Source organism: Pseudomonas sp. Yb2C2 (assembly GCF_052112325.1).
Taxonomy (GTDB): Bacteria; Pseudomonadota; Gammaproteobacteria; order Pseudomonadales; family Pseudomonadaceae; genus Aquipseudomonas; species Aquipseudomonas marginalis.
The window spans coordinates 397,248-423,996 of sequence record NZ_JAVAJK010000001.1; the positions used below are offsets into that span (position 1 = coordinate 397,248).

Here is a 26,749-nt window from a genome sequence, read left to right on the forward strand (position 1 = left end):
TCTAGGCTTGAGGCTTGCAGCTTGTAACTTGAGGCTATCCACTGTGGGGGAATAGCAGGTCCACAAACTTCTCCGCCGTCGGCTGCGGTTCATGGTTGGCCAGGCCGGCCCGTTCGTTGGCTTCGATAAACACGTACTCGGGCTGATCGGCAGCGGGCACCATCAAGTCCAGGCCGACCATGGGGATGTCCAGGGCGCGTGCGGCGCGCACGGCGGCGTCCACCAGGGTGGGATGGAGGATCGCGGTGACGTCCTCCAGGCAGCCGCCGGTGTGCAGGTTGGCGGTGCGGCGCACGGCCAGGGTCTGGCCCCGGGGCAGGATGCTGCTGTAGTCGTAGCCGGCGGCGTGCAGGGTGCGTTCGGTTTCTGCATCCACGGGGATTTTGCTTTCGCCGTCGGTGGCCGCCTGACGGCGTCGGCTCTGGGCTTCGATCAGCGCGCCGATGGAATGCTGGCCGTCACCGGTCACTTCGGCGGGGCGGCGGATCGCGGCGGCGACCACCTCGAAACCGATCACCAGGATGCGCAGGTCCAGGCCTTGGTGAAAGCTCTCCAGCAACACGCGGCTGTCGAACTGGCGCGCGGCTTCGATTGCCTGCTGCACCTCTTCAATGCTCTGCAGATCCACCGCCACGCCCTGGCCTTGTTCGCCATCCAGCGGCTTGACCACGATGCGCTGGTGTTCGTCGAGGAATTCCAGATTGTCATCGGCGCTGCCCGCCAGTTGTTGCGCAGGCAGTTTCAAGCCCGCCGCTTTCAACACCTTGTGGGTGAGGCTCTTGTCCTGGCACAGGGTCATGCTGATCGCGCTGGTCAGGTCGCTCAGCGACTCGCGGCAGCGCACGCGGCGGCCACCATGGCTGAGGGTGAACAAACCGGCATCGGCGTCATCCACCTGCACATCGATGCCGCGTCGATGGGCCTCTTCGACAATGATCCGCGCATACGGGTTGAACCCCGCCTGCGGGCCGGGGCCGAGGAACAGCGGTTGGTTGATACCGTTCTTGCGCTTGATCGCAAAGGTGGTCAGCGCACGGAAGCAGAGCTTGGCGTAGAGGTTCTTGGCCTGGCGATTATCGTGCAGCACAGACAGGTCGAGATAGCTCAGGCCACGGCTCATAAAGTGCTCCACCAAGTGGCGTACCAACACTTCGCCCACGCCGGGGCGTGTGCACAGCGGGTCGACCGCCAGGCACCACAGGCTGCAACCGTTTTCCGGGTCGTGGAAGGCTTTCTGGTGATTGAGGCCCATCACGCTGCCGATCACCGCTCCACTGTCTTCGTCCTCGGCCAGCCAGTACACCGGGCCGCCTTCATGGCGCGGTGTCAGGCGTTCGGCGTCGACCGGCAGCATGCCGCGGCCTTGATACAACTGGTTGACCGCCAGCCAATCGGCCTCGCTCTGCACCCGGCGAATGCGGAAACCGCGAAACACGCGGGTGGACGGGCGATAGTCGCTGAACCACAGGCGCAGGGTGTCGGATGGGTCGAGGAACAACTGCTGCGGATCAATCCCGAGGATCTGCTGGGGCGCGGCCACATACAGCGCGATATCGCGCTCGCCGGGCTGTTCGTTGAGCAGCTCCTGGGCCAGGCTGGCCGGGTCCGGGAAGGTATGGCCGATCAATAGCCGGCCCCAGCCGCAATGCACCGCAATCGGCTCGGCGGCCAGCGGGCTGCCATCTTCGGCCAGGCGCGCTTGCAGGCGCTCGTAGGTCGGCGCCTGGCCCTTTAACAAGCGTTGGCTGTAAGCCGCTGCATGGGGTTTCATCAATCAGATTCCTTGTTCGCTGAGCCACAGGTTCAACGCGGCCAGTTGCCACAGCTTCGAGCCGCGCAACGGGGTCAATTGACCTTGCGGGTCGGTGAGCAGGCGGTCGAGCATGGCCGGGTTGAACAGGCCGCGATCCTGGCTTGGGTCCAGCAGCAGTTCGCGCACCCAATTCAGGGTGTCGCCCTGCAAATGCTTAAGGCCCGGCACCGGGAAGTAGCCTTTCTTGCGGTCGATGACTTCGCTCGGAATCACCCGGCGCGCGGCCTCTTTCAACACTTGCTTGCCACCGTCGGGCAATTTGAATTTGCCCGGCACGCGCGCCGACAGTTCCACCAGGCGGTAGTCGAGGAACGGCGTGCGCGCTTCCAGGCCCCAGGCCATGGTCATGTTGTCGACGCGTTTGACCGGGTCATCCACCAGCATCACCGTGCTGTCCAGGCGCAGGGCCTTGTCCACGGCGGCGTCCGCGCCGGGCATCGCAAAATGCTCGCGCACGAAGTCGCCGGCGGCGTCGTTGGCGGTCAGCCATTTCGGTGCGACGGTGGCGGCGTAGTCATCGTAGCTGCGGTCGAAGAACGCCTCGCGGTAGGCGGCATACGGGTCGCTGGCGCCATCCACCTGCGGGTACCAGTGGTAACCGGCGAACAGCTCATCGGCGCCCTGGCCGCTCTGCACCACCTTGCAATGCTTGGCCACTTCCCGCGACAGCAGGTAGAAGGCGATGCAGTCATGGCTGACCATCGGCTCGCTCATGGCGCGGAACGCCGCCGGCAGTTGTTCGATGATCTCGCTTTCGGCAATGCGCAGTTGGTGGTGACGGGTGCCGTAGTGCTTGGCGATCAGGTCCGAATACTGGAACTCGTCGCCACGCTCGCCGCCGGCGTCTTCAAAACCGATGGAGAAGGTCGACAGGTCCTGCACGCCGACTTCACGCAGCAGGCCGACGAGCATGCTCGAGTCGACGCCGCCGGAAAGCAGCACACCGACATCCACGGCAGCCCGTTGACGAATGGCCACGGCTTCGCGGGTGCTGTCCAACACGCGGTCGGTCCAGTCTTCCAGGCTCAGGTTTTTTTCATCTTCATGGGGGCCGTAGGGCAGCGTCCACCAGGTTTTCTGCTCGGTGTTGCCTTCGGCATCGATGCGCATCCAGGAGGCCGGCGGCAGTTTTTCAATGCCCGCCAGCAGCGTGCGCGGAGCGGGCACGACGGCATGGAAATTCAAGTAGTGATTGAGCGCCACCGGATCGAGGATCGGGTTGATATCACCGCCCTTGAGCAGCGCCGGCAGGGCCGAGGCAAAGCGCAGGCGCTGACCGGTGCGCGACAGGTACAACGGCTTCACGCCGAGACGGTCACGGGCGATGAACAGGCGCTGGGCATCGCGCTCCCAGACGGCAAAGGCAAACATGCCGTTGAGCTTGGGCAGCAGTGCTTCGCCCCAGGCGTGGTAACCCTTGAGCAGCACTTCGGTGTCGCCGCCGGAATAGAAGGCGTAGCCGAGGGCTTCAAGCTCCTGGCGCAATTCCGGAAAGTTATAGATTGCGCCGTTGAACGCCAGGGACAGGCCCAACTGGGCGTCGACCATCGGTTGGGCGGAGCCGTTCGACAGGTCCATGATTTTCAGGCGTCGATGGCCCAGGGCAATCGGCCCTTGGGCATGGAAGCCCCACGCGTCAGGGCCGCGTGGGGCCAAATGATGGGTGATTCGCTCCACCGCTGCGAGGTCCGCAGGTTGGTGATCGAAACGTAACTCGCCAGCTAATCCGCACATAGGTTCCTTACCGGTTTTTCCGTTGGGGAGGGATAGAAAGACCCGCACCAAAATGGCGGGTACCTAGGGACTGACCCGAGGCTATACGCGGAGTTTTAGATCAATAAGTTATATGGCAAACCGCCGCCCCCCATTCGGAACACCCCTGCAGCCTGTGCGGCGTGGGTGAAAGGGGCGGTAATTAAGTCGAGGAGAGATGCAAAAAATCGACGCTTGCGCGGGCTGAACCTGCAGCTATTTGAACCCTTTTGCGCGGTCGCAGCGCTTATCGTCTGGCGTCATTGTTCAACGCGATAAAGGAACATTGCGAATGACGCAAACCACTGATTTGACCCAGGCGCTCGAGCCGGTGCCCCACGACCAATTGATGGCGGCGCTGCTGAATATCACCGGCGACCTGGATAAAGCGCAGGTCTTGCATGGCACGCTGCCGGCCTGGTTGGTCAAGGCTGACTCCCACGTATTGCAGGCCATCGAGCAGGCGTATGCCGACAGCGAGCGCCCCCGTGAAACCCTGCACCGGGTGCTGAACCGTCTGCAACCGCTGGATAAATTCTGTGCCGAACGGCTCAAGGCTTTCCTGGACGGCAAGGGGCATGGGGGCCTCGACATCGAAAACGACACCCTGGAAATCCCCCGGCGCTCGTTCAGCGGTGTGAGCCAGGACCTGGGCGGCCAGGTGGTCGAGACCGTTACCCTGGAGAAGCACAGCCTGCTGCAAGCGGCCATGCAGAATTTCTCCCAGGCGGCTGCCGAGCCTGGCGGCTCGCCGACCACTGCCGTGGTGCGCATCGGCCCCAGGCGCCGAATTGCGCAAACCCTCAGCGCTCAGGCCTTTATCGGCTACTGCCGCGAGCTGAACCTGGGAGAGGCCTATCAGACCCATGTGCGCGAAGTGTTCAACCTGGTGGCGCCCGACCAGGACTTCAATCCTTCGGTGACGCAGGTCGGCCAATCCCGTTGCGTGGACATGCAGATCGACCTGCATCTGGCCCATGCCAAGGGCGATATCGATGCACCGACCCGCGCGTTGCTGCTGGGCCTGGTCAAGGCGGATATGCCCGCCGGTGACATCCGGCAATTGTGGTTCAACCAGCAGCCGCTGACCTGGCAAGGCCTGAACATCGACGGCGCCTGCCTGTGGGGGGTATTGGTGTTTTCCAGTGCATCGGCCGAAGGGTTCTCCAGCGGCCCGATCGTGGTGTATATGCCCAACGAGCCCGTGCGGCCGTGGTACCGCTATGAATCACTGGAGCATTTCAAGCTCTACCTCACCCTCAAGCTTCACGTCAGTACCTATCGTGATTTCTTCAAGGGTTACCTGGACGAGTCCGAGCGTTTCGGTTTTTTCGAGCGTTTTGACCAGGAGGCCATCGTCGTGCGGGTGGCGCCGCTCCCGGTCACAGACAAGTTGTCGACATTCTTTTTCAATGCCTGCGTTGGCAAGATCCAGCTGGATGCGCAGGTATTGGCGGTTCCCAATGCCCAGGCCGATGACGACGCGCGTCGCAAGCGTTTCCAGGATTACCTGGATGTCGGCTTGACGGTGCTCAACGTCGCCGGGTTCGTGGTACCGGTGGTGGGCCAACTGATGACCGGTGTGGCCATTGGGCAATTGCTTGGCGAGATGTTCGAGGGGGTGGATGACTGGCTGCACCATGACAAGCTCGGCGCCCTCAGGCACCTGACGAACATCGCGGAAAACCTCGCTGCCATGGCATTGTTCGCCGCGGGTACAAAAGTCGTGGGCCGGCTGTGGCGAACCACACCGTCGGCGGCGGGGTTCTACGACAGCCTCGAAGCCGTGCGGCTGCCCGACACGTCCACGCGCTTGTGGCGCAGTCGTACCGAGCCGTATCGTCACACCGTCTCGCTCGAAGGCACAGTGGCCAGCCCGCGTGGGGTCTATCAGCTCAATGGCCAGTCCTACGTGAATGTCGACGGCGCGCTGTATTCGATTGTCTTTGACGCCCGCACCGGGCGCTGGCGAGCCCGGCATCCGCAGCGGGATTCGGCCTATCGGCCACCCTTGACCCACAACTACCAGGGCGGCTGGCAGTTCTCGTTCGAGCAGGCGGATGAATGGCGCAGCCCTGACTATATCCTGAGGCGGCTGGACCCCAGTCTCAGCGCCTTACCGGCCGGACACCTGCAGGAGATCGCCGCTATCACCGGCTCGACCTTACCGCGCTTGCAGCAACTGGCCAGGCAGAACCTGCCGCTGCCGGAGCGGCTGCGCGACTGTGCGCTGCGGTTCAAGCTGAACCAGGGGGTTCGCGACCTGATCTGGCAAATGGAGCATCAAGCACCGCTCGATGCGGCCACCACCCGTGTGCAGATGCTGGCCCTGCCACTGATGGACGGGTGGCCCCGTGGGCGTTTTTTCGAACTGCTCGACGACGAGGGCTACCTGCTTGAGCGCCATCCAGACACCGCGCCATTCGATTACGAGGACTTGAGCATCCACCTCACCACGCAACAACTGCGGAACGGACAGATCCTGCCTACCCTGCTGGCTGCACTCGATTCCGAAGAAACCGCGCAATTGCTCGGCGGCACCTTCCACGCCGATGAAGCGCAAGCGGTACTGGCGCGGCGTCTCACCGCCTCGCTCAAGACCACGCATCAGGCGGTCTATGAGCGGCTGCGCATGGATGCCGATTTCATCGATCAGACCGATCACGGCCAGCTCAAGCAGCGCTTGCCGCAATTGCCGATCCGGGTGGCCTGGGAGGTCATGACCCAGGCCTCCACGGCCGAGCGCTGGCACTTGCGCCATACCGGGCGTGTGCCGCTGCGGGTCAGCCAGTGTGCCCGGGAAGCCCTGGAAGCGTTGGAGGAAGACGACGCGCTGGCCGGCCTGTATTTGCCGGAGCTGGCCACCGATGCGACACGGCGCGTGGCCACCGGCTTGCTGCAACGGGTTCCAGGCTGGCCCGAGGATCTGTTCTTGCAGGTGCGCCGCGAAAGCGTACAGGGCGCTGTCCTGGGACAGGTGGGCGACCCAGGCGCTGATATCAGTCGTTTCGTGGTGCAGTCGGCCAAGGGCTTTCGCGCCCACGATGGGCAAGGTAAGGCCTTGGGCGCGCTGGCCGGCGGGCCGGAAGGTTTCTACGAGGCGTTGCTCAACAGTTTGTCTGCCGCCCAACTCGACGCGCTGCGCCTGACCGCGAGCGGCAGGGCCAGCCAGTTGCGGCATGCATTGATTGGCAAGGCCCAGGATGAACGCAATCGCATCGGCCGTTACTTATGGCCCGAGCGCGCGGTACCCGAGGAGCCGGCCCTGTCGTGTGTGCAAGGCTCGCCGCCTGCGCTGCCTCCACAGCCTGCGGGCCTCATGCGCAAAGCTCGCAAACTCTTCCCGTTATTCGATGACCGGCGCCTGTCGACCTTCCTGCAGGACTTGGGCACCGATCACCTGTCCCGGGCCAAAGCCGTGCGCACCCTTGAGCAGCACTATGAGGCACTGCAGCGGGCGCTGAGGCTGTGGGCCAAGGGCAAACCGGCGCAGCCACACTCGGACGTCGCGCTGCAAGACTACCGCCTGGCTCGACACCAGGCCGCACGGGCCATCGAGCGCAGTTGGCAATATGCGTCGCTGGCGCCGGATGAACACCATCGGCAAGTGCCGAGCCTGTCCCTGGACGGCATGGCCATCGGGGCGTTGCCGACCTTGCCGGCGCACGTGCAGTTCGAGCATGTCCGGCAATTGTCATTGAAACGCATGGGGCTCAACGATGACGTTGCGTATTTCCTCAAGCACTTCAAGGGGCTGCGCAGCCTGGAGTTGAACGGTAATCGGCTGACGCGGCTGCCGGAAGTGCTCCAGCACATGCCGTGGCTCAGGCAGCTGTACATGGCCGATAACCACCTGCAACTGACCGAGTACACCCGCACCAAACTTGCGGACCTGAAGAGCCTGGTCGTGCTCGACCTGAGCAACAATCCCCTGGTGGACCCGCCGGTCGTCAACAAGATGTTCGAGTTGCGCAACCTGATGCTGCGCAACTGCCGGCTGACCAGTCTGCCCACCGGCTTTACCCGCGTTCCGTACCTGGAGCAACTCGACCTGCGGGACAATGACATCGCCAGTTTGCCGGCATGGTTGTTCAATGCGCCGCGCGAGCACACCGAAGTCATCAATGTGCGGCATAACCCTTTGGACGCCAGCACTCGTCAGGCCTTGAACCGTTACCGGGACACCATCGGCGTGGGCATGGGCTTCGTGGAGGATGACATTGCGCGACTCAACGAGCAGACCGCACGTGAGCTGTGGCTGGGCGATGAGCGCGCGACGCACTTCGCCGAAAAGGCCGAGACCTGGCTGGGGCTCAAGGATGAACCCGGCTCCGACGGCCTGTTCAAATTATTGGCCGGCCTGGGCGGAGCCGCCGACACCAGCCACGTGCGCGAGGACATGAACCGCCGCATCTGGCGCGTGCTGGATGCCGCCGCAGCCGATACCCGACTGCGTGCCGAGGTCTTCGAGCGCGCGGCCACGCCGTTGAACTGTGATGACGCCGCTGCCGTGAGCTTCAGTAGCCTGGAGGTGCTGGTTGAAATCCACGAGGCCGCGCAGCGGGTGGAGGGCGGCAGGGTCACGGCCAAGCCGCTGCTCAGGTTGGCCAGGGGCTTGTTTCGCCTCGACCGCCTGGAGTCCATGGCCAGCCGGCACAGCGCCGAGCATCCGACGCTCGATCCGCTGGAGGTCAGCCTGGCTTATCGCACCGGGCTGGTGGAGCGCTTTCATTTGCCCGGGCAGCCCCGGCATATGCGCTTCGCCAGCCTGGCTGGGGTAACCGAGCATATGCTGGAGGTTGCCGAAGCGCAGTTGAAGGAGGCCGAGCTTTCCCCGCAACTGCTGAACTATATGGTGAAGCTGCCATTCTGGAGCAGTTACCTGAGGCGCACCCATGGCGGTTCGTTCGACACCCTGACCCAGCCCTTTGGCGAGCGCATGGAAGCGGTGTGGGCGCAAAGGGAAAGCTTGGGTGACGCTGACTATCACACCCAGATGGGCGCGATCCAGCGCGCGCGGGAAAGCGCCGAGCTCGTTGAGCTCAAACGCCTGACCCAGGAGGCGTTGAGGTTCGATGCGCTGGGCACCTGCGAATTGTCCCCGGCGGGTTGAAGCGCCGCCTACGGGGTCGTTTTTGCAACGTTGCTGCGAATCAACCCGCGCACCGCAAAGCGATTCGGGTGACAGGCCTCGGCCACGCTGCGGGGCAGGGGCAGCGGTTCGTTGTCCAGCCATGCCGCCAGCAACTCGCCGGACAGCGGCGCGGTGATCAGGCCCCGGGAGCCGTGGCCGCTGTTGATGTACAGGCCGTCCAGCCACGGGCAAGTGGCCTGTGGCGTGTGGCGGGCATCTTTGCGCAGCACGTCGTAGGCCTGGGCGAATGCCAGGCTGTCGGCCAGCGGCCCGACAATCGGCAAGTAGTCCGGGCTGGTGCAGCGGAAGGCGGCGCGGCCCTCCAGGGTCTCTGCGGCAAGGTCGGCGGCGTGCAGGCGCTGGGCCAGGTCCGGGGAAATCTCTTGCAGCAGCTCAAGGTTACCGGCGTGCTCGGCGGCGGTAGGGGTGAGGTCATCGTTGTTGAAATCAAAGCTGGCCCCCAGGGTGTGTTCGCCCAGGCGAGCCGGCGCCACGTAGCCCTCGGCACACACCACCGTGGCCAGGGCCTGGCTGGCGGCGGTCTGGGGCAGGCGGGTGATCTGCCCGCGAATCCGCTTGAGGGGCAACTCGGCGCCGGCGGCAAATCGTTTGACCTCAGCGGCCCCGGCCAGCACCACCACGGGGGCGCTGGCCAGCAGCCGATCACCGTCCCAGGCCTGCCAGTGGCCGTCGACTTTGCGCAGGTCCAGCACCTCATGATGGGCCAGCACCTCGATACCTGGCTGGCGCGCCTGCCATTGGCACAGCGCGGGTGGATGCACCCAGCCGCCTTCGGGGAAAAACAGCCCGCCCTGTTCCAGGCCCACCCCGGCGCGAGCCTGGGCTTGAGCCTTATCCAGCAGATGCAGCAGCTGCGGGGCGAATGCCTGGGCCAGTTGCGCCTGGCGTTCGGCCTCCTTGGCATTGAAGGCCAGTTGCAGCACGCCGCAGCCGTCCCAATCCACCCCGCGTTGCAGGTGCTCCAGCAGGCGCCGGGTGTACCCGAACCCGCTGACGATCATCTGCGACAACGCCGTGCCGTGTGCCGACAGCTTGAGATAAAGCACCCCTTGCGGATTGCCGGAGGCCTCCTGGGCGAGGCCGCCATGGCGCTCCAACAGGCTGACCTGCCAGCCCCGCGCCGCCAGGCTGGCCGCGCTGGCGCAGCCGGCCAGGCCGCCGCCGATCACCAGGGCGTGGCGCTCGCCAGTGGGCATGGTCGGGCGGGCGAACCAGGGTTTGGCGGCGGCCGGTGCCGGCGTGTCGGTCGGCCAGCCGAGAAACTCCCCGCGCAGGATTTCCCACTTGTGGCCGATGCCCGGCGTACGCTTCATCTTGAAACCGGCGGCGTTGATCAGCCGGCGCACCCAGCCGGTGCTGGTGAAGGTGCTGATGGTCGAGCCCGGGGCCGCCAGGCGTGCCAGCTCGGCAAACAGTTCGGCGCTCCACATCTCGGGGTTTTTCGCCGGGGCGAAGCCGTCGAGAAACCACGCGTCGATCTGCGCATCCAGTTGCGGCAACTGTTCCAGGGCATCGCCGATCAGCAGCGTGAGGGTGACGCGGCCGTTGTCCAGCACCAGGCGCTGGAAGCCTTGGTGGATGGCGATGTAGTGCGCCAGCAGTTGCTCGGCGAACGGCGCCAGCTCGGGCCAGAGGGCGAGGGCGCGTTGCAGGTCGGCGTGGCTCAGGGGGTACTTTTCCACGCTGACAAAATGCAGGCGCGCACCGGCCACGGCGTGTTGCTCGAACAACTGCCAGGTACAGAGGAAATTCAGGCCGGTGCCGAAGCCGGTTTCGCCAATCACCAGACGCCCGCCCGCCGGCAGGGCGGCGAAGCGCTCCTGCAAGCGGTTCTGTTGCAGGAACACATAGCGGGTTTCGTCCAGGCCCGATTGGTCGGAGAAATACACGTCGTCGAACACCCGCGAGTGCGGGCGACCTTGATCATCCCAGTCGAGCTGGGCGTGGGTTACGGGGTTCATGGGCGGCTCGGTAAAGGCAAGGCGGCCATTCTAGCCGATCAACAGGCTTTGAATTGACCCACGGCAAGCCCCGGTGGAATTTCCTCCCGCGCGTTGTTGCCCAATCCGCTAGTCTTGCTCACTTCTGGAACGGAGCCGCCCATGTTCGAATCTGCCGAAATCGGTCACGCCATCGACAAAGACACCTTTGAGGCCGAAGTGCCCGCCCTGCGCGAGGCTTTGCTGGAGGTGCAGTACGAGTTGCAACAGCAAAAGCGCTTCCCGGTGATCATCCTGATCAACGGCATCGAAGGCGCCGGTAAAGGTGAGACGGTCAAACTGCTGAATGAATGGATGGACCCGCGCCTGATCGAGGTGCGCACCTTCGACCAGCAGACCGACGAAGAACTGGCCCGCCCCCCGGCCTGGCGCTACTGGCGCCAACTGCCTGCCAAAGGCCGCATGGGCATTTTTTTCGGCAACTGGTACAGCCAGATGCTGCAAGGCCGGGTGCACGGCGAGATCAAGGATGCGCGGCTCGACCAGGCCATCGCCGGCGCCGAGCGCCTGGAGAAGATGCTCTGCGATGAAGGCGCGCTGATCTTCAAGTTCTGGTTTCACCTGTCCAAGAAGCAAATGAAGGCACGGCTCAAGGCCCTGGCCGACGACCCGTTGCACAGTTGGCGCATCAGCCCGCTGGACTGGCAGCAATCCGAGACCTACGACAAGTTCGTGCATTTCGGCGAGCGCATCCTGCGCCGTACCAGCCGCGATTACGCGCCCTGGCATGTGATTGAAGGCGTCGACGCCAACTACCGCAGCCTCACCGTGGGCAAGATCCTGCTCGAAGGCCTGCAGAATGCCCTGAAGCTGCCCAAGGGCAAGGCCAGCGGGATGAACCCGGCGCCGTTGCCCTCGGCCATCGACCAGATGAGCCTGCTCAACAGCCTCGACATGACCCTGAGCCTGGACAAGGACGATTACGAAGAACAGCTGATTACCGAGCAGGCGCGCTTCTCCGGCCTGATGCGCGACAAACGCATGCGCAAGCACGCGCTGGTGACGGTCTTCGAAGGTAACGACGCGGCGGGCAAGGGCGGGGCGATCCGTCGGGTGGCGGCCGCGCTCGACCCGCGCCAGTACCACATCGTGCCGATTGCCGCGCCCACCGAGGATGAACGGGCCCAGCCGTACCTGTGGCGGTTCTGGCAGAAGATCCCGGCGCGGGGCAAATTCACCGTGTTCGACCGCTCGTGGTACGGCCGCGTGCTGGTGGAACGTATCGAGGGCTTCTGCACCACGGCCGACTGGATGCGCGCCTATGGCGAGATCAATGACTTCGAGGAGCAACTGCGCGACGCCGGTGTGATCGTGGTCAAGTTCTGGCTGGCCATCGACAAGCAGACCCAACTGGAACGCTTCCAGGCCCGTGAGGAAATCCCTTTCAAGCGCTTCAAGATCACCGAAGACGACTGGCGCAACCGCGACAAATGGGACGACTACCGCGCCGCCGTGGGCGATATGGTCGACCGCACCAGCACCGAGGTTTCGCCGTGGACGCTGGTGGAGGCCAACGACAAGCGCTGGGCGCGGGTCAAGGTGTTGCGCACCATCAACCTTGCCCTGGAGGAAGCGTTCGCCAAGTCCGACAAGCACGACAAGAAGAAAAAGAAATAACCACTGGCCTGGTGTTGTTCAGGATGCAGCCCTCTGTGGTGAGCGGGCCGGTTGTGGTGAGCGGGCCTGTTTTGGTGAATGGGCCTGTTGTGGTGAGCGGGCTTGCCCCGCGCTGGGCTGCGAAGCGGCCCCAAAACCAGCCAATAAGGTCTGCCTGAAATAACGCGGCGCCTTGGTCAGGGCCGCTTCGCAGCCCAGCGCGGGGCAAGCCCGCTCACCACAACAAGCCCGTTTGCCACTACAAGCCTGCTTGCCACGATAAGCCTGCTCACCACAACCGGCCCGCTTGCCACAACTAGCCGGCCAGCCACAGGTTTATGTCCGTCACCATGCTTTTGTATACGCCGGATGAATGATCGTCGCGGTGGGGCAGGCCTGGATCTATCCTCGATCCATCTCCCCACAACGACAAGATCGAGGTAGCCCATGCGTGAAGTAGTGATCGTCGACAGCGTGCGAACCGGCCTGGCCAAATCCTTTCGCGGCAAGTTCAACCAGACCCGCCCGGATGACATGGCGGCCCATTGCGTCAACGCACTGCTGACCCGCAACGGCATCGACCCGGCCAGCGTCGAGGATTGCATCGTCGGCGCGGGTTCGAACGAAGGCGCCCAGGGCTACAACATCGGGCGCAACGTGGCCGTGCTGTCGCAATTGGGCACAGGTACGGCGGGCATGACCCTCAACCGGTTCTGCTCGTCGGGCTTGCAGGCGATTGCGATTGCGGCCAACCAGATCGCGTCGGGTTGCAGCGACATCATCGTTGCCGGTGGCGTCGAGTCCATCAGCCTGACCATGAAAAGCGTCAACACCGATAACCTGATCAACCCGCTGCTCAAGGAGCAGGTGCCGGGCATTTACTTCCCCATGGGCCAGACCGCGGAAATCGTCGCCCGCCGCTATGACGTCAGCCGCGAAGAACAGGACCTCTACGCCCTGCAAAGCCAGCAGCGCACCGCCCAGGCCCAGGCGGAGGGCTTGTTTGATGATGAAATCGTGCCGATGGCGGTCAAGTACAAGGTCGAGGACAAGAACACTGGCGCTGTGCAGATCCTTGACGGCGTGGTCGACCGCGATGACTGCAACCGCCCGGACACCACGTTGGCCAGCCTCTCTGGGTTGAAGCCCGTATTTGCCGAAGACGGCTCGGTGACGGCGGGTAACTCCTCGCAGCTCTCCGACGGTGCCTCGATGACCCTGGTGATGAGCCTGGAGAAAGCCCTGGCACTGGGACTCAAGCCCAAGGCGTTTTTCCGCGGTTTCACCGTGGCCGGTTGCGAGCCGGATGAGATGGGGATCGGCCCGGTGTTCTCGGTGCCCAAGCTGCTCAAGGCGCGGGGCTTGCAGGTGGCGGACATCGACCTGTGGGAACTCAACGAGGCCTTTGCGTCGCAGTGCCTGTATGCGCGCAATCGCCTGGGCATCGATAACGCCAGGTACAACGTCAACGGCGGCTCGATTTCCATCGGCCACCCGTTCGGCATGACCGGCTCGCGGCAGGTGGGGCACCTGGTGCGTGAGCTGCAACGGCGCAATGTGCGTTATGGCATCGTCACCATGTGCGTGGGTGGCGGCATGGGCGCCACGGGGCTGTTCGAAGCCGTGCGCTGATCAGTGTGGGAGGGGCAGTGCGACGATTCGACTTGCCCCTCCCACATTTTAACTGCGGCGTATCCCAATTCGCTCACTTCCCCCTAGAATGCCCGCTCCACTTCCTCTGGCTTCTGGGGCACTCATGCACATCTCTTCCGGCCGCTGGGTCTACGGTTTTCTCCTGACCCTGCTGACCGCGCTGCTCTGGGGCATTCTGCCGATCAAGCTCAAGCAAGTGTTGCAGGTGATGGACCCGATCACGGTCACCTGGTTTCGCCTGGTGGTGGCCGGCAGTTGCCTGTTCGTGTACCTCGCCGCGACCAGGCGCCTGCCCAGTCGTAAAGTACTCGGCCCCAGGGGCGGCTGGCTGGTGGCGATGGCGGTGTGCGGCCTGGTGGGCAACTACGTGTTGTACCTGGTGGGCCTGAAACTGCTCAGCCCCGGCACTGCGCAACTGGTGGTGCAGATGGGCCCGATCTTCCTGATGATCGCCAGCGTGTTTGTGTTCAAGGAACGTTTCAGCGTCGGGCAGTGCGTGGGCCTGGTGGTGCTGATCGTCGGCTTCGGTCTGTTCTTCAACCAACGCCTGGGAGAGTTGCTGACGTCCCTTGGCGCCTACACCGCCGGCGTGCTGACGATCCTGCTGGCGACTTCGGTCTGGGTGTTCTATGCCCTGGGCCAGAAGCAGTTGCTGACCGTGTGGAATTCGCTGCAAGTGATGATGGTGATCTACCTGTCGTGCGCCGTGCTGCTGACGCCGTGGGCGCATCCGCTGGAGGCCCTGCAACTGAGCCCGCTGCAAGGCTGGCTGTTGCTGGCGTGCTGCATGAACACCCTGGTGGCCTACGGTGCATTTGCCGAAGCCCTGGCTCACTGGGAAGCCTCACGGGTGAGTGCGACCCTGGCCCTGACGCCGTTGGTGACCTTTGTCGCGGTGGCGTTGGCGGCGTGGCTGTGGCCGGACTATGTGCAGGCCGAAGAGATCAATGCCCTGGGCTATTTCGGCGCGCTGGTGGTGGTGCTGGGGTCGGCGGCGGTGGCGCTGGCGCCGTCGTTGCTCGCCGGGCTCAAGGCCCGGCGGCTACGCATGGCGTCCTAGGCGCCCAGCATGTTTTCCGGGCGTACCCACTGGTCGAACTCAGCGTCGGTGAGGTAGCCCAGGTCCAACGCCGCTTCCCGAAGGGTCAAGCCTTCGGTGTAGGCCTTCTTGGCGATCTCTGCCGACTTGTCATAGCCGATGTGCGGGTTGAGCGCCGTGACCAGCATCAGCCCGCGCTCCAGGTGCTCGGCCATTTTCCCGGCGTCGGGTTCGAGGCCGGCGATGCAGTGCTCCTGGAAGTTATTGCAGCCATCGGCCAGCAGGCGGATCGATTCCAGCAGGTTGTGGATGATCACCGGCTTGTACACGTTCAACTGCAAATGCCCCTGGCTCGCTGCGATGCCGATGGTCACGTCATTGCCCAGCACCTGGCAGGCCAGCATCGACAGTGCCTCGCACTGGGTCGGGTTGACCTTGCCGGGCATGATCGAGCTGCCAGGCTCGTTGGCCGGCAGTTTCACCTCCGCAAGTCCGGCACGCGGGCCGGAGCCCAGCAGGCGCAGGTCGTTGGCGATTTTCATCAGGGCCACGGCCAGGGTTTTCAGGGCGCCGTGCAGGGTCACGATCGGTTCATGGCCGGCCAATGCGGCGAATTTGTTCGGCGCGGTGACGAAGGGCAGGCCCGACAAAGCCGCCAATTCCGAGGCGATCGCCTCGCTGAAGCCATGGGGCGCATTCAGCCCGGTGCCCACCGCCGTGCCACCTTGGGCCAGCTCGCATACCTGGGGCAGGGCGCTGCGGATCGCCCGTTCGGCGTAGTCGAGCTGGGCGATAAACGCCGAGAGTTCCTGGCCGAAGGTGATCGGCGTGGCATCCATCATGTGGGTGCGGCCCGTCTTTACCAGCTTTGCATGCCGCGCCGACAGTTCCGCGAGGCCGCCGGACAGTGTATTGATCGCCGGCAACAATTGCTGGTGCACCGCTTGCACCGCCGCAATGCTCATGGCGGTAGGGAAGCAGTCGTTGGAGCTTTGGGAGCGGTTCACATGATCGTTGGGGTGCACCGGGCTCTTGCCGCCACGGGGCTTGCCCGACAGCTCGTTGGCGCGGCCGGCGATGACCTCGTTGGCGTTCATGTTGCTCTGGGTGCCGCTGCCGGTTTGCCAGACGACCAGGGGGAACTGGTCATCATGTTGGCCATCGAGCACTTCGTCGGCGGCCTGTTCGATCAGGCGGGCAATGTCGGCGGGCAGGTCACCGTTGCGGTCGTTGACCCGGGCGGCGGCCTTCTTGATCAGGGCCAGTGCGTGCAGTACCGCGAGGGGCATGCGCTGCTCGCCGATGGCGAAATTCACCAGCGAGCGTTGGGTCTGGGCGCCCCAGTAAGCGTCTTCCGGGACTTCCACGTCTCCCAGGCTGTCGGTTTCGATACGGCTCATCGGGCACTCTCCTTCAGGTTCGTTTGCGCAGTTTAGGCCCTGATCGGCCTGGGGGGTTCCCTAAAAGACTTTTCATCGGATTCATTCACTGCAATCCGCGCCCGGTCAGGCCCGGGGTTGAGCCGCAGCGTTTTTTAGGCGCAGAATGGGCGCCCTTGGGGTCTTACCTCGCCTGCTAGAAAAGGAAACTCGATGACTCGTCTTCGTGCCATCTGTACCGCGGTTGCTCTGGTTTGCGCCAGCGGCCAGGTTTTTGCCGATACCGCCAGCCACAACGCCAGTGCCGAAGCCTTCCTTACCCTGGCCCATGCCGACAAGCTGGGTACCCCGGTGTACATGCAAGTGCAGCAAATGTTCGCCCAGCGTTTCGAACAGACCAAGGCGCCTGCCGCCAAGCAGTCCGTACTGGACAGCTACCAGGCCAAGGCCAACGCCGCCCTGGACCAGGCCATCGGCTGGCCGAAGCTGAAGCCGGACATGGTCAAGCTCTACACCACCAACTTCAGCGAATCCGAGCTCAAGGACCTGGTTGCCTTCTACCAGTCGCCACTGGGCAAGAAAGTCCTGGAAAAAATGCCGCAACTGACCCAGCAATCGGCCCAGATGACCCAGGCCAAGCTGGAAAGCGCCGTGCCGGTGGTGAACAAGCTGTTGGAAGACATGACCAACGAGCTGACGCCAAAAGCCGCCGCACCGGCCAAGAAGAAGTAAGCAGGAATGACCATGCAACAGCGTATCGAAACGGCGCTCGCCGCCCTGGCCCCGGAGCACTTGAGCGTGCTGGATGAAAGCCATATGCACAGCCGTGGGTTGCAGACCCACTTCAAGGCCGTGCTGGTCAGCCAGCAGTTCGAGGGGCTTAACCGCGTCAAGCGCCACCAGAAGGTCTACGCCACCCTGGGTGACCTGATGAGCGAATTTCATGCGCTGGCGCTGCATACCTACACGCCCGAAGAATGGGCGAAAATCGACGCAGCCCCGGCCTCGCCGACCTGCGCCGGCGGGCATCGCTGATACGCGGGTGTCTCTGACACCCTGCATTTGCTAGAATCCGCAGCGCGCCGCTCAGCCGGCGCGTTTTTTTTGCATCCGGTTCACCCCTTACGAGGGTAGCCACCTGGAGAGAACACCCATGACTCAACCGATTGTCGTGGCGGCACTGTATAAGTTCGTCACCCTCGAAGATTACGTCGCCCTGCGCGAGCCACTGCTGCAGGCGATGGTCGACAACGGCATCAAAGGCACCTTGCTGATCGCCGAAGAAGGCATCAACGGCACCGTTTCCGGCAGCCGCGAAGGCATTGATGGCCTGATGGCCTGGCTGAAGAACGACCCGCGCATGGACGACATCGATCACAAAGAGTCGTACTGCGATGAGCAGCCGTTCTACCGCACCAAGGTCAAGCTCAAGAAAGAGATCGTGACCCTGGGCGTCGAAGGCGTCGACCCGAACAAGAAAGTCGGCACCTATGTCGACCCGCAGGACTGGAACGCGCTGATCAGCGACCCCGAAGTGCTGTTGATCGACACCCGCAACGACTACGAAGTGTCGATCGGCACCTTCGAAGGCGCAATCGACCCGAAAACCACCAGTTTTCGTGAATTTCCCGACTATATCAAAGCCAACTTCGACCCGGCCAAGCACAAGAAGGTCGCCATGTTCTGCACCGGCGGCATTCGTTGCGAGAAGGCGTCGAGCTACATGCTCAGCGAAGGTTTCGATGAGGTCTACCACCTCAAGGGTGGCATCCTGAAGTACCTCGAAGAGGTGCCGCAGGCAGAAACCAAATGGCAGGGCGACTGCTTTGTGTTCGACAATCGTGTCACTGTGCGCCACGACCTGAGCGAAGGCGACTACGATCAATGTCATGCCTGCCGCACACCGGTGAGCGCCTCCGACCGCGCATCCGAACACTATGTGGCTGGCATCAGTTGCCCCCATTGCTGGGATAAGCTGCCGGAGAAAACCCGTCGCAGCGCGATCGACCGGCAAAAGCAGATTGAGCTGGCCAAGGCCCGCAATATGCCGCACCCGATTGGCTTCAACTACAAGCAAACCCCTTCCGAGGCCTGACCCATGCCCGCGCGCCTGCTCTATGTGATGGACCCAATGTGTTCCTGGTGCTGGGGCTTTGCCCCGGTGGCGCAGGCGCTGGTCGAGCAGGCCCAGGCGGCCGGCGTGGACGTGCACCTGGTGGTGGGCGGCTTGCGTACCGGCAGCGGCGCGGCACTGGAACCGACCACGCGGCGCTACATCCTCGAGCACTGGCAGGCGGTCACCGACGCCACCGGCCAGCCGTTCAAGCGCGATGGCGCGTTGCCCGACGGCTTTGTCTACGACACCGAGCCTGCGTGTCGCGCCATTGTTACCGCGCGTAGCCTGGCACCGGATTGCGCATGGACGTTGTTAGGGCTGATCCAGCGCGCGTTTTATGTCGAGGGCCGTGACGTGACCCTCGCCAGTGTGCTGGTGGAGCTGGCTGAAGAGGCGGGCATCCCGCGCATCGAGTTTGCCGGCGCATTCGACCGTGCCGAGCAGCATGCCGCGACGGCCGCTGACTTCACCTGGGTCCAGGACCTGGGGATCGCCGGGTTTCCGACCTTGCTTGCCGAGCGTAATGGCCAGTTGGCGTTGCTGACTAACGGCTACCAGCCGCTGTCCGAGCTGTCACCGTTGTTGGGGCGATGGCTGGAGCGAGCAACCTGTGCATGACCAGTCACCACGCACCGACCGACTGACCTGGGCGGAAATTCGCCGCCTGGCCCTGCGGCACAAGAAGTCCCTGTGGATCGCCAATGGCGTCGCCGTGCTGGCGACCCTGTGCAGTGTGCCGATTCCCCTGCTGTTGCCGTTGCTGGTGGATGAAGTGCTGTTGGGACACGGCGATGCCGCGCTCAAGGTCATGAACCACGCATTGCCCCTGGGGTGGCAGAAGGCGGCCGGCTATATCGGCCTGATGCTGCTGGTGACGCTGTTTCTGCGTTGTGGCGCGCTGCTGTTCAACGTGGTGCAGGCGCGGTTGTTTGCGCGCTTGGCCAAGGACATCGTGTACCGCATCCGCGTGCGCCTGATCGAGCGGCTCAAGCGCATCTCCCTGGGCGAATACGAAAGCCTGGGCAGCGGGACCGTCACCACCCACCTGGTCACCGACCTGGATACGCTGGACAAGTTTGTCGGTGAAACCCTCAGCCGTTTCCTGGTGGCCATGCTGACCCTGGTGGGTACCTCGGCGATCCTGGTGTGGATGCATTGGCAACTGGCGCTGCTGATCCTGCTGTTCAATCCGTTGGTGATCTACGCCACGGTGCAGTTGGGCAAGCGCGTCAAGCACCTGAAGAAGCTGGAAAACGACAGCACCTCGCGCTTTACCCAGGCCCTGACCGAAACCCTGGATGCCATCCAGGAAGTGCGCGCCGGCAACCGCCAGGGCTTTTTCCTCGGGCGCCTCGGCCAGCGGGCCCAGGAAGTGCGTGACTACGCCATTCACTCGCAATGGAAAACCGACGCTTCGAGCCGCGCCAGTGGGTTGCTGTTCCAGTTCGGTATCGACATCTTCCGTGCGGCGGCGATGCTCACCGTGCTGTTTTCCGACCTGTCCATCGGCCAGATGCTCGCGGTGTTCAGCTACCTGTGGTTCATGATCGGCCCGGTGGAGCAACTGCTTAACCTGCAATACGCCTACTACGCGGCAGGCGGGGCGCTGACGCGGATCAACGAACTGCTGGCGCGTGCCGATGAGCCGCAATATGCCGGCGGTGCTGATCCGTTCACCGGGCGCGACACCGTGGGCATCGAAGTGCGCGGCCTGGACTTCGGCTACGGCGAAGAACTGGTACTCGACCAGTTGAACCTGACCATCGCGCCCGGTGAGAAGGTGGCAATCGTCGGCGCCAGCGGCGGTGGCAAAAGCACCCTGGTGCAATTGTTGCTCGGGCTCTACACGCCCCAGGCGGGCAGTATCCGTTTTGGTGGTGCCACCCAGCAGGAGATTGGCCTGGAGACCCTTCGCGAGCACGTTGCGGTGGTGCTGCAACACCCGGCGCTGTTCAACGACACCGTGCGCGCCAACTTGACCATGGGCCGGGAGCGCAGCGACCAGGCCTGTTGGCAGGCACTGGAAATCGCCCAGTTGGATGCTACCGTCAAGGCACTGCCCTTGGGCCTGGACAGTGTGGTGGGGCGTTCCGGGGTGCGTTTTTCCGGTGGGCAGCGCCAGCGTCTGGCGATTGCGCGCATGGTCCTGGCCGAATCCAAGGTGGTGATACTCGACGAAGCAACCTCCGCCCTGGACGCCGCCACCGAGTACAACCTGCACCAGGCGCTGGCACGGTTCCTCAGCGGGCGTACTACACTGATCATCGCCCACCGTCTGTCGGCTGTTAAGCAAGCGGATCGAGTCTTGGTGTTCGACGGCGGTCACATTGCCGAGGATGGTGACCATCAGCAGCTGATTGCCGATGGCGGGCTGTACGCCAAACTGTATGGACACTTGCAACAGGTACGTTGATTTAGCCTAGGCTGAGCTATCGAAAGCGGGTTTTCGCGTGCGTATCCAGCAGTGCATGTGCAAGGGACTTCATGAAGCAAAAGCGGACTTTAGGAACGCCCCGGTTGTTGGGCATTGTCTGGCCATTTATCGCCGTGGTGCTGTTCCAGGCATTATTGGGCTGCGTCAGTCTCTACGTGCTTTCGGCCGTGCGTGGTTACGTGGCCGGCGAGAGCCTGTGGTCCAAGGGCCAGAAGGACGCCATCTATTACCTGACGCTCTACGCCGATAATCGCGACGCCGGCACGTACCTCAAGTACCAGCAGGCCATTGCCGTGCCCCAGGGCGGGCACGAACTGCGCATTGCCCTTGACCGTCCCGTGCCCGACCTTGCCGCAGCCCGCCTGGGTATCCTCAAAGGGGGCAACCATCCGGATGATGTCTCCAGCCTGATCTGGCTGTACCTCAACTTTCGCCATTTCAGCTACCTGGAAAAAGCCATCCAACTGTGGACCGTAGGCGATGGTTACCTGCTTCAACTGGATGACCTGGCCCGCGAGATGCACCAGGCGATCATTCACGACCAGATCGGCGCCAACGATGTGCGCCAGTGGAAGGCGCATATCATCGCCATCAACGAAGGCGTGACACCCGCCGCCAAGGCCTTCAGCGATGCTCTCGGCGAAGGTTCGCGCATGATTCTGCGGTTGCTGGTCATCACGAACCTGGCGACGGCCCTGGGCCTGATCGTATTGGCACTGTTGCGCACCCATAAGCTGCTGGCCCAGCGCCATGCCTTCGCCGATGCCTTGCAGGAAGAAAAGGAGCGGGCGCAGATCACCCTGGAGTCGATTGGCGACGGGGTGATCACCACCGACGTCGACGGTGCCATTACCTATATGAACCCGGCGGCCGAGGCGCTGACTCACTGGCACTCGGCGCAGGCCCAGGGCCAGCCCCTGGCAGCGTTGTTCAAGTTGCTGGAAGACCACGTACAGCCGGACGGCTTCACCTTGATCGAACACATCGTCAAGGGCCAGCTCAGCGGCGGCAGCGAGCATTCGAAGACGATCCAGCGCCTGGATGGCAGCACGGTCTCGGTCACCCTGGTGGGCGCGCCGATCCGCAGCGCCGGCAAGGTCTCGGGCGCGGTGCTGGTGCTGCATGACATGACCCAGGAGCGCCAGTACATCGCCAATCTGTCATGGCAGGCGACCCACGATGCGCTGACCGGCCTGGCCAACCGCCGCGAATTCGAGTATCGCCTGGAGCAGGTGCTGCACCCGGCAGGGCAGGCGCAGGCCGGGCGGCATGCGTTGATGTTCCTGGACCTGGACCAGTTCAAGCTGGTCAACGACACCTGCGGCCATGCGGCGGGCGACGAACTGTTGCGGCACATCTGCGCGCTGTTGCAGTCGGACCTGCGCGAAGGTGACACCCTGGCGCGCCTGGGCGGCGATGAATTCGGCATCCTGCTGGAGAACTGCCCGGTGGCGGTGGCGGAAAAAATCGCCGAAAGCCTGCGTCATACCGTGCAGAGTCTGCATTTCGTATGGAAGGGGCGGCCGTTCATGACCACCGTGAGTATCGGCCTGGTACACATTGCCAGCACCCCGACCACCCTGGAAGCCTCGCTGCGGGCCGCCGACATGGCGTGCTACATGGCTAAGGAAAAAGGCCGCAACCGCGTGCAGGTGTACCACGCCGACGACTCCGAACTGTCCCTGCGCTTTGGTGAAATGGCCTGGGTGCAGCGCCTGCACATGGCGCTGGAGGAGAACCGCTTTTGCCTGTACTCCCAGGAAATTTCCCCCCTCGGGCATACCGACGGCGGCAATGGGCATATCGAAATACTGCTGCGCCTGCACGATGAGGCGGGGCGTGTAATCCTGCCGGACAGCTTTATCCCGGCCGCCGAGCGCTATGGTTTGATGACGTCCCTGGACCGTTGGGTGGTGGAGAATGTATTTGAGATTATTGCCCGTTGCATTAACGAGCGTCCGGGCCGTCCCATGGCCCTGTGTGCGATCAATCTGTCAGGTATAACGATTGGCGATGATGACTTTCTCGGATTCCTGCGAGAGAAATTTCATACTTACGCTATTCCGCCCAGCATGATCTGTTTTGAAATTACCGAAACCAGTGCCATTGCAAACTTGGGCAGTGCCATCCGCTTTATTAATGAACTCAAGGCCTTAGGTTGCCATTTTTCGCTGGATGACTTTTGCGCCGGAATGTCCTCATTCGCTTATCTCAAACATTTACCTGTAGACTTCCTGAAGATCGATGGAAGTTTCGTAAAGGATATGCTGGACGACCCGATTAACCGCGCGATGGTTGAAGTGATCAATCACATCGGCCATGTCATGGGTAAGCGCACAATTGCCGAGTTTGTTGAAACACCGCAAATCGAACAGGCCCTGCTCGATATTGGTGTGGATTACGCTCAGGGCTACCTGATTGAACGACCGCAATTGTTTACCTTCGATAGCTTGCAGTGTCGACCCGTGCGGCCGCAGCCTCTGTTATTCAGGGCGCCCGGCACATTCCGCTGAAACATTTGCCGGTCTGTAAATCACACTTAAAAAGGAGCCTTAATAGTGATCGACACATTCAGCAGAACCGGCCCGCTTATGGAAGCCTCAAGCTACCCCGCCTGGGCTCAGCAATTGATCCAGGACTGCAGCGAGAGCAAGCGCCGGGTTGTCGAACACGAACTGTACCAACGCATGCGTGACAACACGCTCAGCGCCAAGACCATGCGTCACTACCTGATCGGTGGCTGGCCCGTGGTGGAACAGTTTGCCTTGTACATGGCACAGAACCTCACCAAGACCAAGTTTGCCCGCCATCCGGGGGAAGACATGGCGCGCCGTTGGTTGATGCGCAATATCCGTGTGGAGCTGAACCACGCGGACTATTGGGTGCATTGGGCGCGTGCCCATGGCGTCAGCCTCGAAGAACTGCAGGCCCAGGACGTGCCGCCGGAGTTGCATGCGCTGAGCCACTGGTGCTGGCACACCAGCTCGGCCGATTCGTTGATCGTGGCCATTGCCGCGACCAACTATGCGATCGAGGGGGCGACGGGGGAATGGTCGGCGGTGGTGTGCTCCACCGGCGTGTATGCGGCAGCCTTTCCCGAGGAAGAGCGCAAGCGTGCGATGAAGTGGTTGAAGATGCACGCCCAGTACGACGACGCCCATCCTTGGGAAGCCCTGGAAATCATCTGCACACTGGCCGGGATGAACCCGACCAGGGAACTGCAGGCAGAGCTGCGCCAGGCCGTGTGCAAGAGCTACGACTATATGTACCTGTTCCTGGAAAGTTGCATGCGCCTGGAGAAAGAAAAACCGGCGAGCGCTGCTGTGCGCGAGCGCCCTTTGCGCGTCGCCAGCGAAGCGTGATGTAACGGGGATGGCGGGGTTTTACCCCGCCATTGCCAGGCGATTGCGGCCTTCGCGCTTGGCCACGTACAAGGCGCTGTCGGCGCGACGCAACAGGCTCTCGGCCGACTCGGCGGCCAGCAAGGTCGAACAACCGAGGCTCACCGTCAATTCGATCCGTCTTCCTTCCGCCCAATAATCCTGGGCCTGTGCCGCCTGGCGCAGGCGTTCACCGACCATGGCCGCCGCATCCCGGCCGGTGTTGGACAGCAGGATCAGAAACTCTTCCCCGCCAAACCGAAACACCATGTCCACGTTACGCAACTGGCTCTTGATCGCCCCGGCGACGGCGCGCAATACGTTATCGCCGGCCGCATGGCCGTGGGTGTCGTTGATGGTCTTGAAGTGGTCGATGTCCAGCATCAGCAGGGACAGCGGGTTCAGGTGCCGGCGCGCCATGTCGATTTCCCGTTGCAGGGTCTGGTCCATGGCAATGCGGTTGCCCGTTTCGGTCAACGGGTCGCGCAGGGCGCTGCGGGTGGCGACGCGGTAGAGCAGGGCGTTGCGCATCGGGTAGAGCAGGGTCGACAGCAGTGATTCGAGCTGGCCGAGTTCCTCTTCCAGCAGGCGCTGGTTGCGGCGAAAGACCAGCTCGCCGAGGTGCTCGCCTTCGTGGCTGAGGCTGTAGCTCACCGAGTGGTGGCCACGGTGGCCGAACTCCAGGCGCAGGTCACTGGTTTCGTGGCGATATTGCAGGGCATCCAGGGGGACCAGGCGCTGGATCTCACGGAAAAACACCGCGAGGATACGCTGCGGTTCCAGGCTGGTCTGCAATTGCATCCCCAGTTGCTGGCGAAGTTGTGCGACGGTCGTCGGGCGGCGAGGTACGAGTGATGGCTGACCAAAGCCCAGGCGTTGCAATTTTGCACTGTCGAAGTCAATTGCGTTGGTCTGGGTGGGGGTTTTCATAAGCAAACGGCCTCTAAGCACTTAGCTGTCTTACAGGCTGGATGAGAGTGGCAAATGCCAGGCGTCTTACTGTTCCTTCAGTTCCGTAAAACATTGGAAACAGTTTAGACCGCTTTACTGGGGGTTTATAACCCCTGGGCACTGCCGCACGTCTTGTCATCGCTTGACCTGCTTGGAAGGTGTTAGAGCGAGATTCGTGCCATTTCGTTTAAATAAATAAAAAACCTTACAAATCAAAGACCGTTTTTACAGTAAAAAACGGTCGTTAAGCACTGACGTCAGTTATTTGGCTGATTGCACCAGCGTGTTGTGGTCAATCTGGTCGATGGACGTGACACCGGTCAACGTCATGGCCACGCGCATTTCCTTGGCGAAGATGTCCAGCAGGTTCTCTACCCCGTGCTGCCCGTCGGCGGCCAGTGCATAGGCGGTGGCGCGTCCGAGCAGGCACGCCTTGGCGCCGAGGGCGAGCATGCGCACCACGTCCAGCCCGGAACGGATGCCGGAGTCCACCAGCACCGTCAGGTCATCGCCCACGACATCGGCAATTGGTGGCAGAGCCTTGGCGGTGGACAGCACACCGTCCAGCTGACGGCCGCCATGGTTGGAAACCACGATGCCATCGGCGCCGAAACTCACTGCGTCCCTGGCGTCCTGAGGATCGAGGATGCCCTTGATAATCATCGGGCCTTTCCAGAAGTCGCGGATCCACTCCAGGTCTTTCCAACTGATGGAGGGGTCGAAGTTATTGGCCAGCCAGCCGATGTAATCTTCCAGGTGAGTGGGTTTGCCGAGGTACCTGGAGATATTGCCCAGGTCGTGGGGGCGGCCCATGAGCCCTACGTCGAACGCCCATTGCGGCTTGGTGACGGCTTGCAACATGCGCCGCTGCGCCGCGAACGGCCCGGACATGCCCGAGTGGGCATCGCGGTAGCGCGCACCGGGCGTGGGCATGTCCACGGTGAACACCAGGGTGGTGACCCCCGCCGCCTGGGCCCGCTCCAGGGCATTGCGCATAAAGCCCCGGTCCTTGAGCACATACAGCTGGAACCAGATTGACTGCGGGCTCTGCGACGCCACTTCTTCAATCGAACACACCGACACTGTCGACAGGCAGAAGGGGATGCCCTTGTTCGCCGCCGCCTTTGCCGCTTGTACTTCGCCGCGCCGCGCATACATGCCGGTCAAGCCGACAGGGCTGAGGATGACCGGCATGTCCAGGGCCTGGCCGAACAGCGTTGTCTTGAGGCTCAGGTTATCGACATTGCGCAGCACGCGTTGGCGCAGGCTGATCTCGGCCAGGTCCGAACTGTTCGCGCGCATCGTGTGCTCGGCGTAGGCACCGCCGTCGATGTAGTCGAACAGGAAGCGCGGCAGCTTGCGTTTGGCCGCTGCGCGGTAGTCGGAGGCGGACGAGATGATCATTAAGCGTGTCTCCACAAGGCTGGGCGGGTCAGGATAGGCAAATATCTGTCATGATAAAAACAACTTTTATCGCTAGA

At 62.9% G+C, this 26,749-nt stretch carries 17 protein-coding genes; 11 read left to right on the plus strand and 6 right to left on the minus strand.

What is annotated here, in order from left to right:
• Nucleotides 1-34 precede the first annotated feature (34 nt).
• Together ngg and Q8X51_RS01865 are read right to left on the minus strand one after the other, a co-directional pair.
• The gene (gene ngg / locus Q8X51_RS01860) at nucleotides 35-1,771 is read right to left on the minus strand and encodes an N-acetylglutaminylglutamine synthetase (protein WP_407693450.1); all 1,737 of its coding nucleotides are present in this window, start codon (nucleotides 1,769-1,771) and stop codon (nucleotides 35-37) included.
• A 3-nt stretch (nucleotides 1,772-1,774) separates the two neighbouring features.
• On the minus strand, nucleotides 1,775-3,547 hold the full coding sequence (locus tag Q8X51_RS01865) for an N-acetylglutaminylglutamine amidotransferase (protein WP_407693451.1): 1,773 nt from the start codon (nucleotides 3,545-3,547) through the stop codon (nucleotides 1,775-1,777).
• 310 nt (nucleotides 3,548-3,857) lie between these two features.
• Here Q8X51_RS01865 and Q8X51_RS01870 point away from each other — a divergent pair, with 310 nt between their 5' ends.
• A complete protein-coding gene (locus Q8X51_RS01870; RefSeq protein WP_407693452.1) occupies nucleotides 3,858-8,678 on the plus strand; it encodes an NEL-type E3 ubiquitin ligase domain-containing protein in 4,821 nt (1,606 codons plus the stop codon).
• Nucleotides 8,679-8,686: 8 nt separating this feature from the next.
• Here the strand turns inward: Q8X51_RS01870 and mnmC are convergent, their stop codons facing one another.
• On the minus strand, nucleotides 8,687-10,681 hold the full coding sequence (gene mnmC, locus Q8X51_RS01875) for a bifunctional tRNA (5-methylaminomethyl-2-thiouridine)(34)-methyltransferase MnmD/FAD-dependent 5-carboxymethylaminomethyl-2-thiouridine(34) oxidoreductase MnmC (protein WP_323147004.1): 1,995 nt from the start codon (nucleotides 10,679-10,681) through the stop codon (nucleotides 8,687-8,689).
• A 141-nt stretch (nucleotides 10,682-10,822) separates the two neighbouring features.
• Between mnmC and pap the strand changes: the two genes are divergently transcribed.
• From pap to Q8X51_RS01890, 3 genes are all read left to right on the plus strand, one after another.
• A complete protein-coding gene (gene pap / locus Q8X51_RS01880) occupies nucleotides 10,823-12,337 on the plus strand; it encodes a polyphosphate:AMP phosphotransferase (protein WP_065923921.1) in 1,515 nt (504 codons plus the stop codon).
• Between the two features lie 426 nt (nucleotides 12,338-12,763).
• A complete protein-coding gene (locus Q8X51_RS01885; protein ID WP_027603956.1) occupies nucleotides 12,764-13,948 on the plus strand; it encodes a thiolase family protein in 1,185 nt (394 codons plus the stop codon).
• A 124-nt stretch (nucleotides 13,949-14,072) separates the two neighbouring features.
• Nucleotides 14,073-15,029, plus strand: a complete 957-nt coding sequence (locus Q8X51_RS01890) for a DMT family transporter (RefSeq protein ID WP_065923919.1) — start codon at nucleotides 14,073-14,075, stop codon at nucleotides 15,027-15,029.
• Here the strand turns inward: Q8X51_RS01890 and Q8X51_RS01895 are convergent.
• Nucleotides 15,026-16,408 carry a class II fumarate hydratase gene (locus tag Q8X51_RS01895; protein ID WP_065923918.1) on the minus strand — a complete coding sequence of 461 codons (1,383 nt, stop codon included), beginning with the start codon at nucleotides 16,406-16,408 and terminating at the stop codon, nucleotides 15,026-15,028. The two genes, Q8X51_RS01890 and Q8X51_RS01895, sit on opposite strands and share 4 nt — an antisense overlap.
• A 192-nt stretch (nucleotides 16,409-16,600) precedes the next feature.
• On the opposite strand from Q8X51_RS01895, the gene Q8X51_RS01900 reads away from it, so the two are divergent.
• The 7 genes from Q8X51_RS01900 (at nucleotide 16,601) to Q8X51_RS01930 (ending at nucleotide 24,299) form a co-directional block, all read left to right on the plus strand.
• On the plus strand, nucleotides 16,601-17,119 hold the full coding sequence (locus Q8X51_RS01900) for a DUF2059 domain-containing protein (RefSeq protein ID WP_003236690.1): 519 nt from the start codon (nucleotides 16,601-16,603) through the stop codon (nucleotides 17,117-17,119).
• A gap of 6 nt (nucleotides 17,120-17,125) precedes the next feature.
• On the plus strand, nucleotides 17,126-17,422 hold the full coding sequence (locus Q8X51_RS01905) for a BolA family protein (RefSeq protein WP_407693453.1): 297 nt from the start codon (nucleotides 17,126-17,128) through the stop codon (nucleotides 17,420-17,422).
• A gap of 118 nt (nucleotides 17,423-17,540) precedes the next feature.
• Complete coding sequence (gene trhO / locus Q8X51_RS01910) at nucleotides 17,541-18,482, plus strand: oxygen-dependent tRNA uridine(34) hydroxylase TrhO (RefSeq protein ID WP_065923916.1); 942 nt, start codon at nucleotides 17,541-17,543, stop codon at nucleotides 18,480-18,482.
• 36 nt (nucleotides 18,483-18,518) lie between these two features.
• Nucleotides 18,519-19,121, plus strand: coding sequence for a DsbA family protein (locus Q8X51_RS01915; protein ID WP_175539041.1), 603 nt, complete (start codon nucleotides 18,519-18,521; stop codon nucleotides 19,119-19,121).
• Nucleotides 19,114-20,916 (plus strand): ABC transporter ATP-binding protein, encoded by a 1,803-nt coding sequence (locus tag Q8X51_RS01920; protein ID WP_407693454.1) that lies wholly within the window; start codon nucleotides 19,114-19,116, stop codon nucleotides 20,914-20,916. Before Q8X51_RS01915 ends, Q8X51_RS01920 begins: the two co-directional genes overlap by 8 nt.
• Nucleotides 20,917-20,987: 71 nt before the next feature.
• The gene (locus Q8X51_RS01925; protein WP_407693455.1) at nucleotides 20,988-23,450 is read left to right on the plus strand and encodes an EAL domain-containing protein; all 2,463 of its coding nucleotides are present in this window, start codon (nucleotides 20,988-20,990) and stop codon (nucleotides 23,448-23,450) included.
• Nucleotides 23,451-23,528: 78 nt separating this feature from the next.
• The gene (locus tag Q8X51_RS01930) at nucleotides 23,529-24,299 is read left to right on the plus strand and encodes a TenA family transcriptional regulator (RefSeq protein ID WP_370737680.1); all 771 of its coding nucleotides are present in this window, start codon (nucleotides 23,529-23,531) and stop codon (nucleotides 24,297-24,299) included.
• A gap of 21 nt (nucleotides 24,300-24,320) precedes the next feature.
• Here Q8X51_RS01930 and Q8X51_RS01935 read toward each other — a convergent pair whose 3' ends face one another.
• Both Q8X51_RS01935 and lldD read right to left on the minus strand, forming a co-directional pair.
• Nucleotides 24,321-25,247 carry a GGDEF domain-containing protein gene (locus Q8X51_RS01935; RefSeq protein WP_137212746.1) on the minus strand — a complete coding sequence of 309 codons (927 nt, stop codon included), beginning with the start codon at nucleotides 25,245-25,247 and terminating at the stop codon, nucleotides 24,321-24,323.
• Nucleotides 25,248-25,529: 282 nt separating this feature from the next.
• Nucleotides 25,530-26,672, minus strand: a complete 1,143-nt coding sequence (lldD, locus tag Q8X51_RS01940) for an FMN-dependent L-lactate dehydrogenase LldD (protein ID WP_065923910.1) — start codon at nucleotides 26,670-26,672, stop codon at nucleotides 25,530-25,532.
• Nucleotides 26,673-26,749 lie beyond the last annotated feature (77 nt).

Excerpts from the sequence above, each read along its gene's own strand:
- ngg (WP_407693450.1), bottom strand. The coding sequence starts at position 1,771 with ATGAAACCCCATGCAGCGGCTTACAGCCAACGCTTGTTAAAGGGCCAG.
- Q8X51_RS01865 (WP_407693451.1), bottom strand. The coding sequence starts at position 3,547 with ATGTGCGGATTAGCTGGCGAGTTACGTTTCGATCACCAACCTGCGGAC.
- Q8X51_RS01870 (WP_407693452.1), top strand. The coding sequence starts at position 3,858 with ATGACGCAAACCACTGATTTGACCCAGGCGCTCGAGCCGGTGCCCCAC.
- mnmC (WP_323147004.1), bottom strand. The coding sequence starts at position 10,681 with ATGAACCCCGTAACCCACGCCCAGCTCGACTGGGATGATCAAGGTCGC.
- pap (WP_065923921.1), top strand. The coding sequence starts at position 10,823 with ATGTTCGAATCTGCCGAAATCGGTCACGCCATCGACAAAGACACCTTT.
- Q8X51_RS01885 (WP_027603956.1), top strand. The coding sequence starts at position 12,764 with ATGCGTGAAGTAGTGATCGTCGACAGCGTGCGAACCGGCCTGGCCAAA.
- Q8X51_RS01890 (WP_065923919.1), top strand. The coding sequence starts at position 14,073 with ATGCACATCTCTTCCGGCCGCTGGGTCTACGGTTTTCTCCTGACCCTG.
- Q8X51_RS01895 (WP_065923918.1), bottom strand. The coding sequence starts at position 16,408 with ATGAGCCGTATCGAAACCGACAGCCTGGGAGACGTGGAAGTCCCGGAA.
- Q8X51_RS01900 (WP_003236690.1), top strand. The coding sequence starts at position 16,601 with ATGACTCGTCTTCGTGCCATCTGTACCGCGGTTGCTCTGGTTTGCGCC.
- Q8X51_RS01905 (WP_407693453.1), top strand. The coding sequence starts at position 17,126 with ATGACCATGCAACAGCGTATCGAAACGGCGCTCGCCGCCCTGGCCCCG.
- trhO (WP_065923916.1), top strand. The coding sequence starts at position 17,541 with ATGACTCAACCGATTGTCGTGGCGGCACTGTATAAGTTCGTCACCCTC.
- Q8X51_RS01915 (WP_175539041.1), top strand. The coding sequence starts at position 18,519 with ATGTGTTCCTGGTGCTGGGGCTTTGCCCCGGTGGCGCAGGCGCTGGTC.
- Q8X51_RS01925 (WP_407693455.1), top strand. The coding sequence starts at position 20,988 with ATGAAGCAAAAGCGGACTTTAGGAACGCCCCGGTTGTTGGGCATTGTC.
- Q8X51_RS01930 (WP_370737680.1), top strand. The coding sequence starts at position 23,529 with ATGGAAGCCTCAAGCTACCCCGCCTGGGCTCAGCAATTGATCCAGGAC.
- Q8X51_RS01935 (WP_137212746.1), bottom strand. The coding sequence starts at position 25,247 with ATGAAAACCCCCACCCAGACCAACGCAATTGACTTCGACAGTGCAAAA.
- lldD (WP_065923910.1), bottom strand. The coding sequence starts at position 26,672 with ATGATCATCTCGTCCGCCTCCGACTACCGCGCAGCGGCCAAACGCAAG.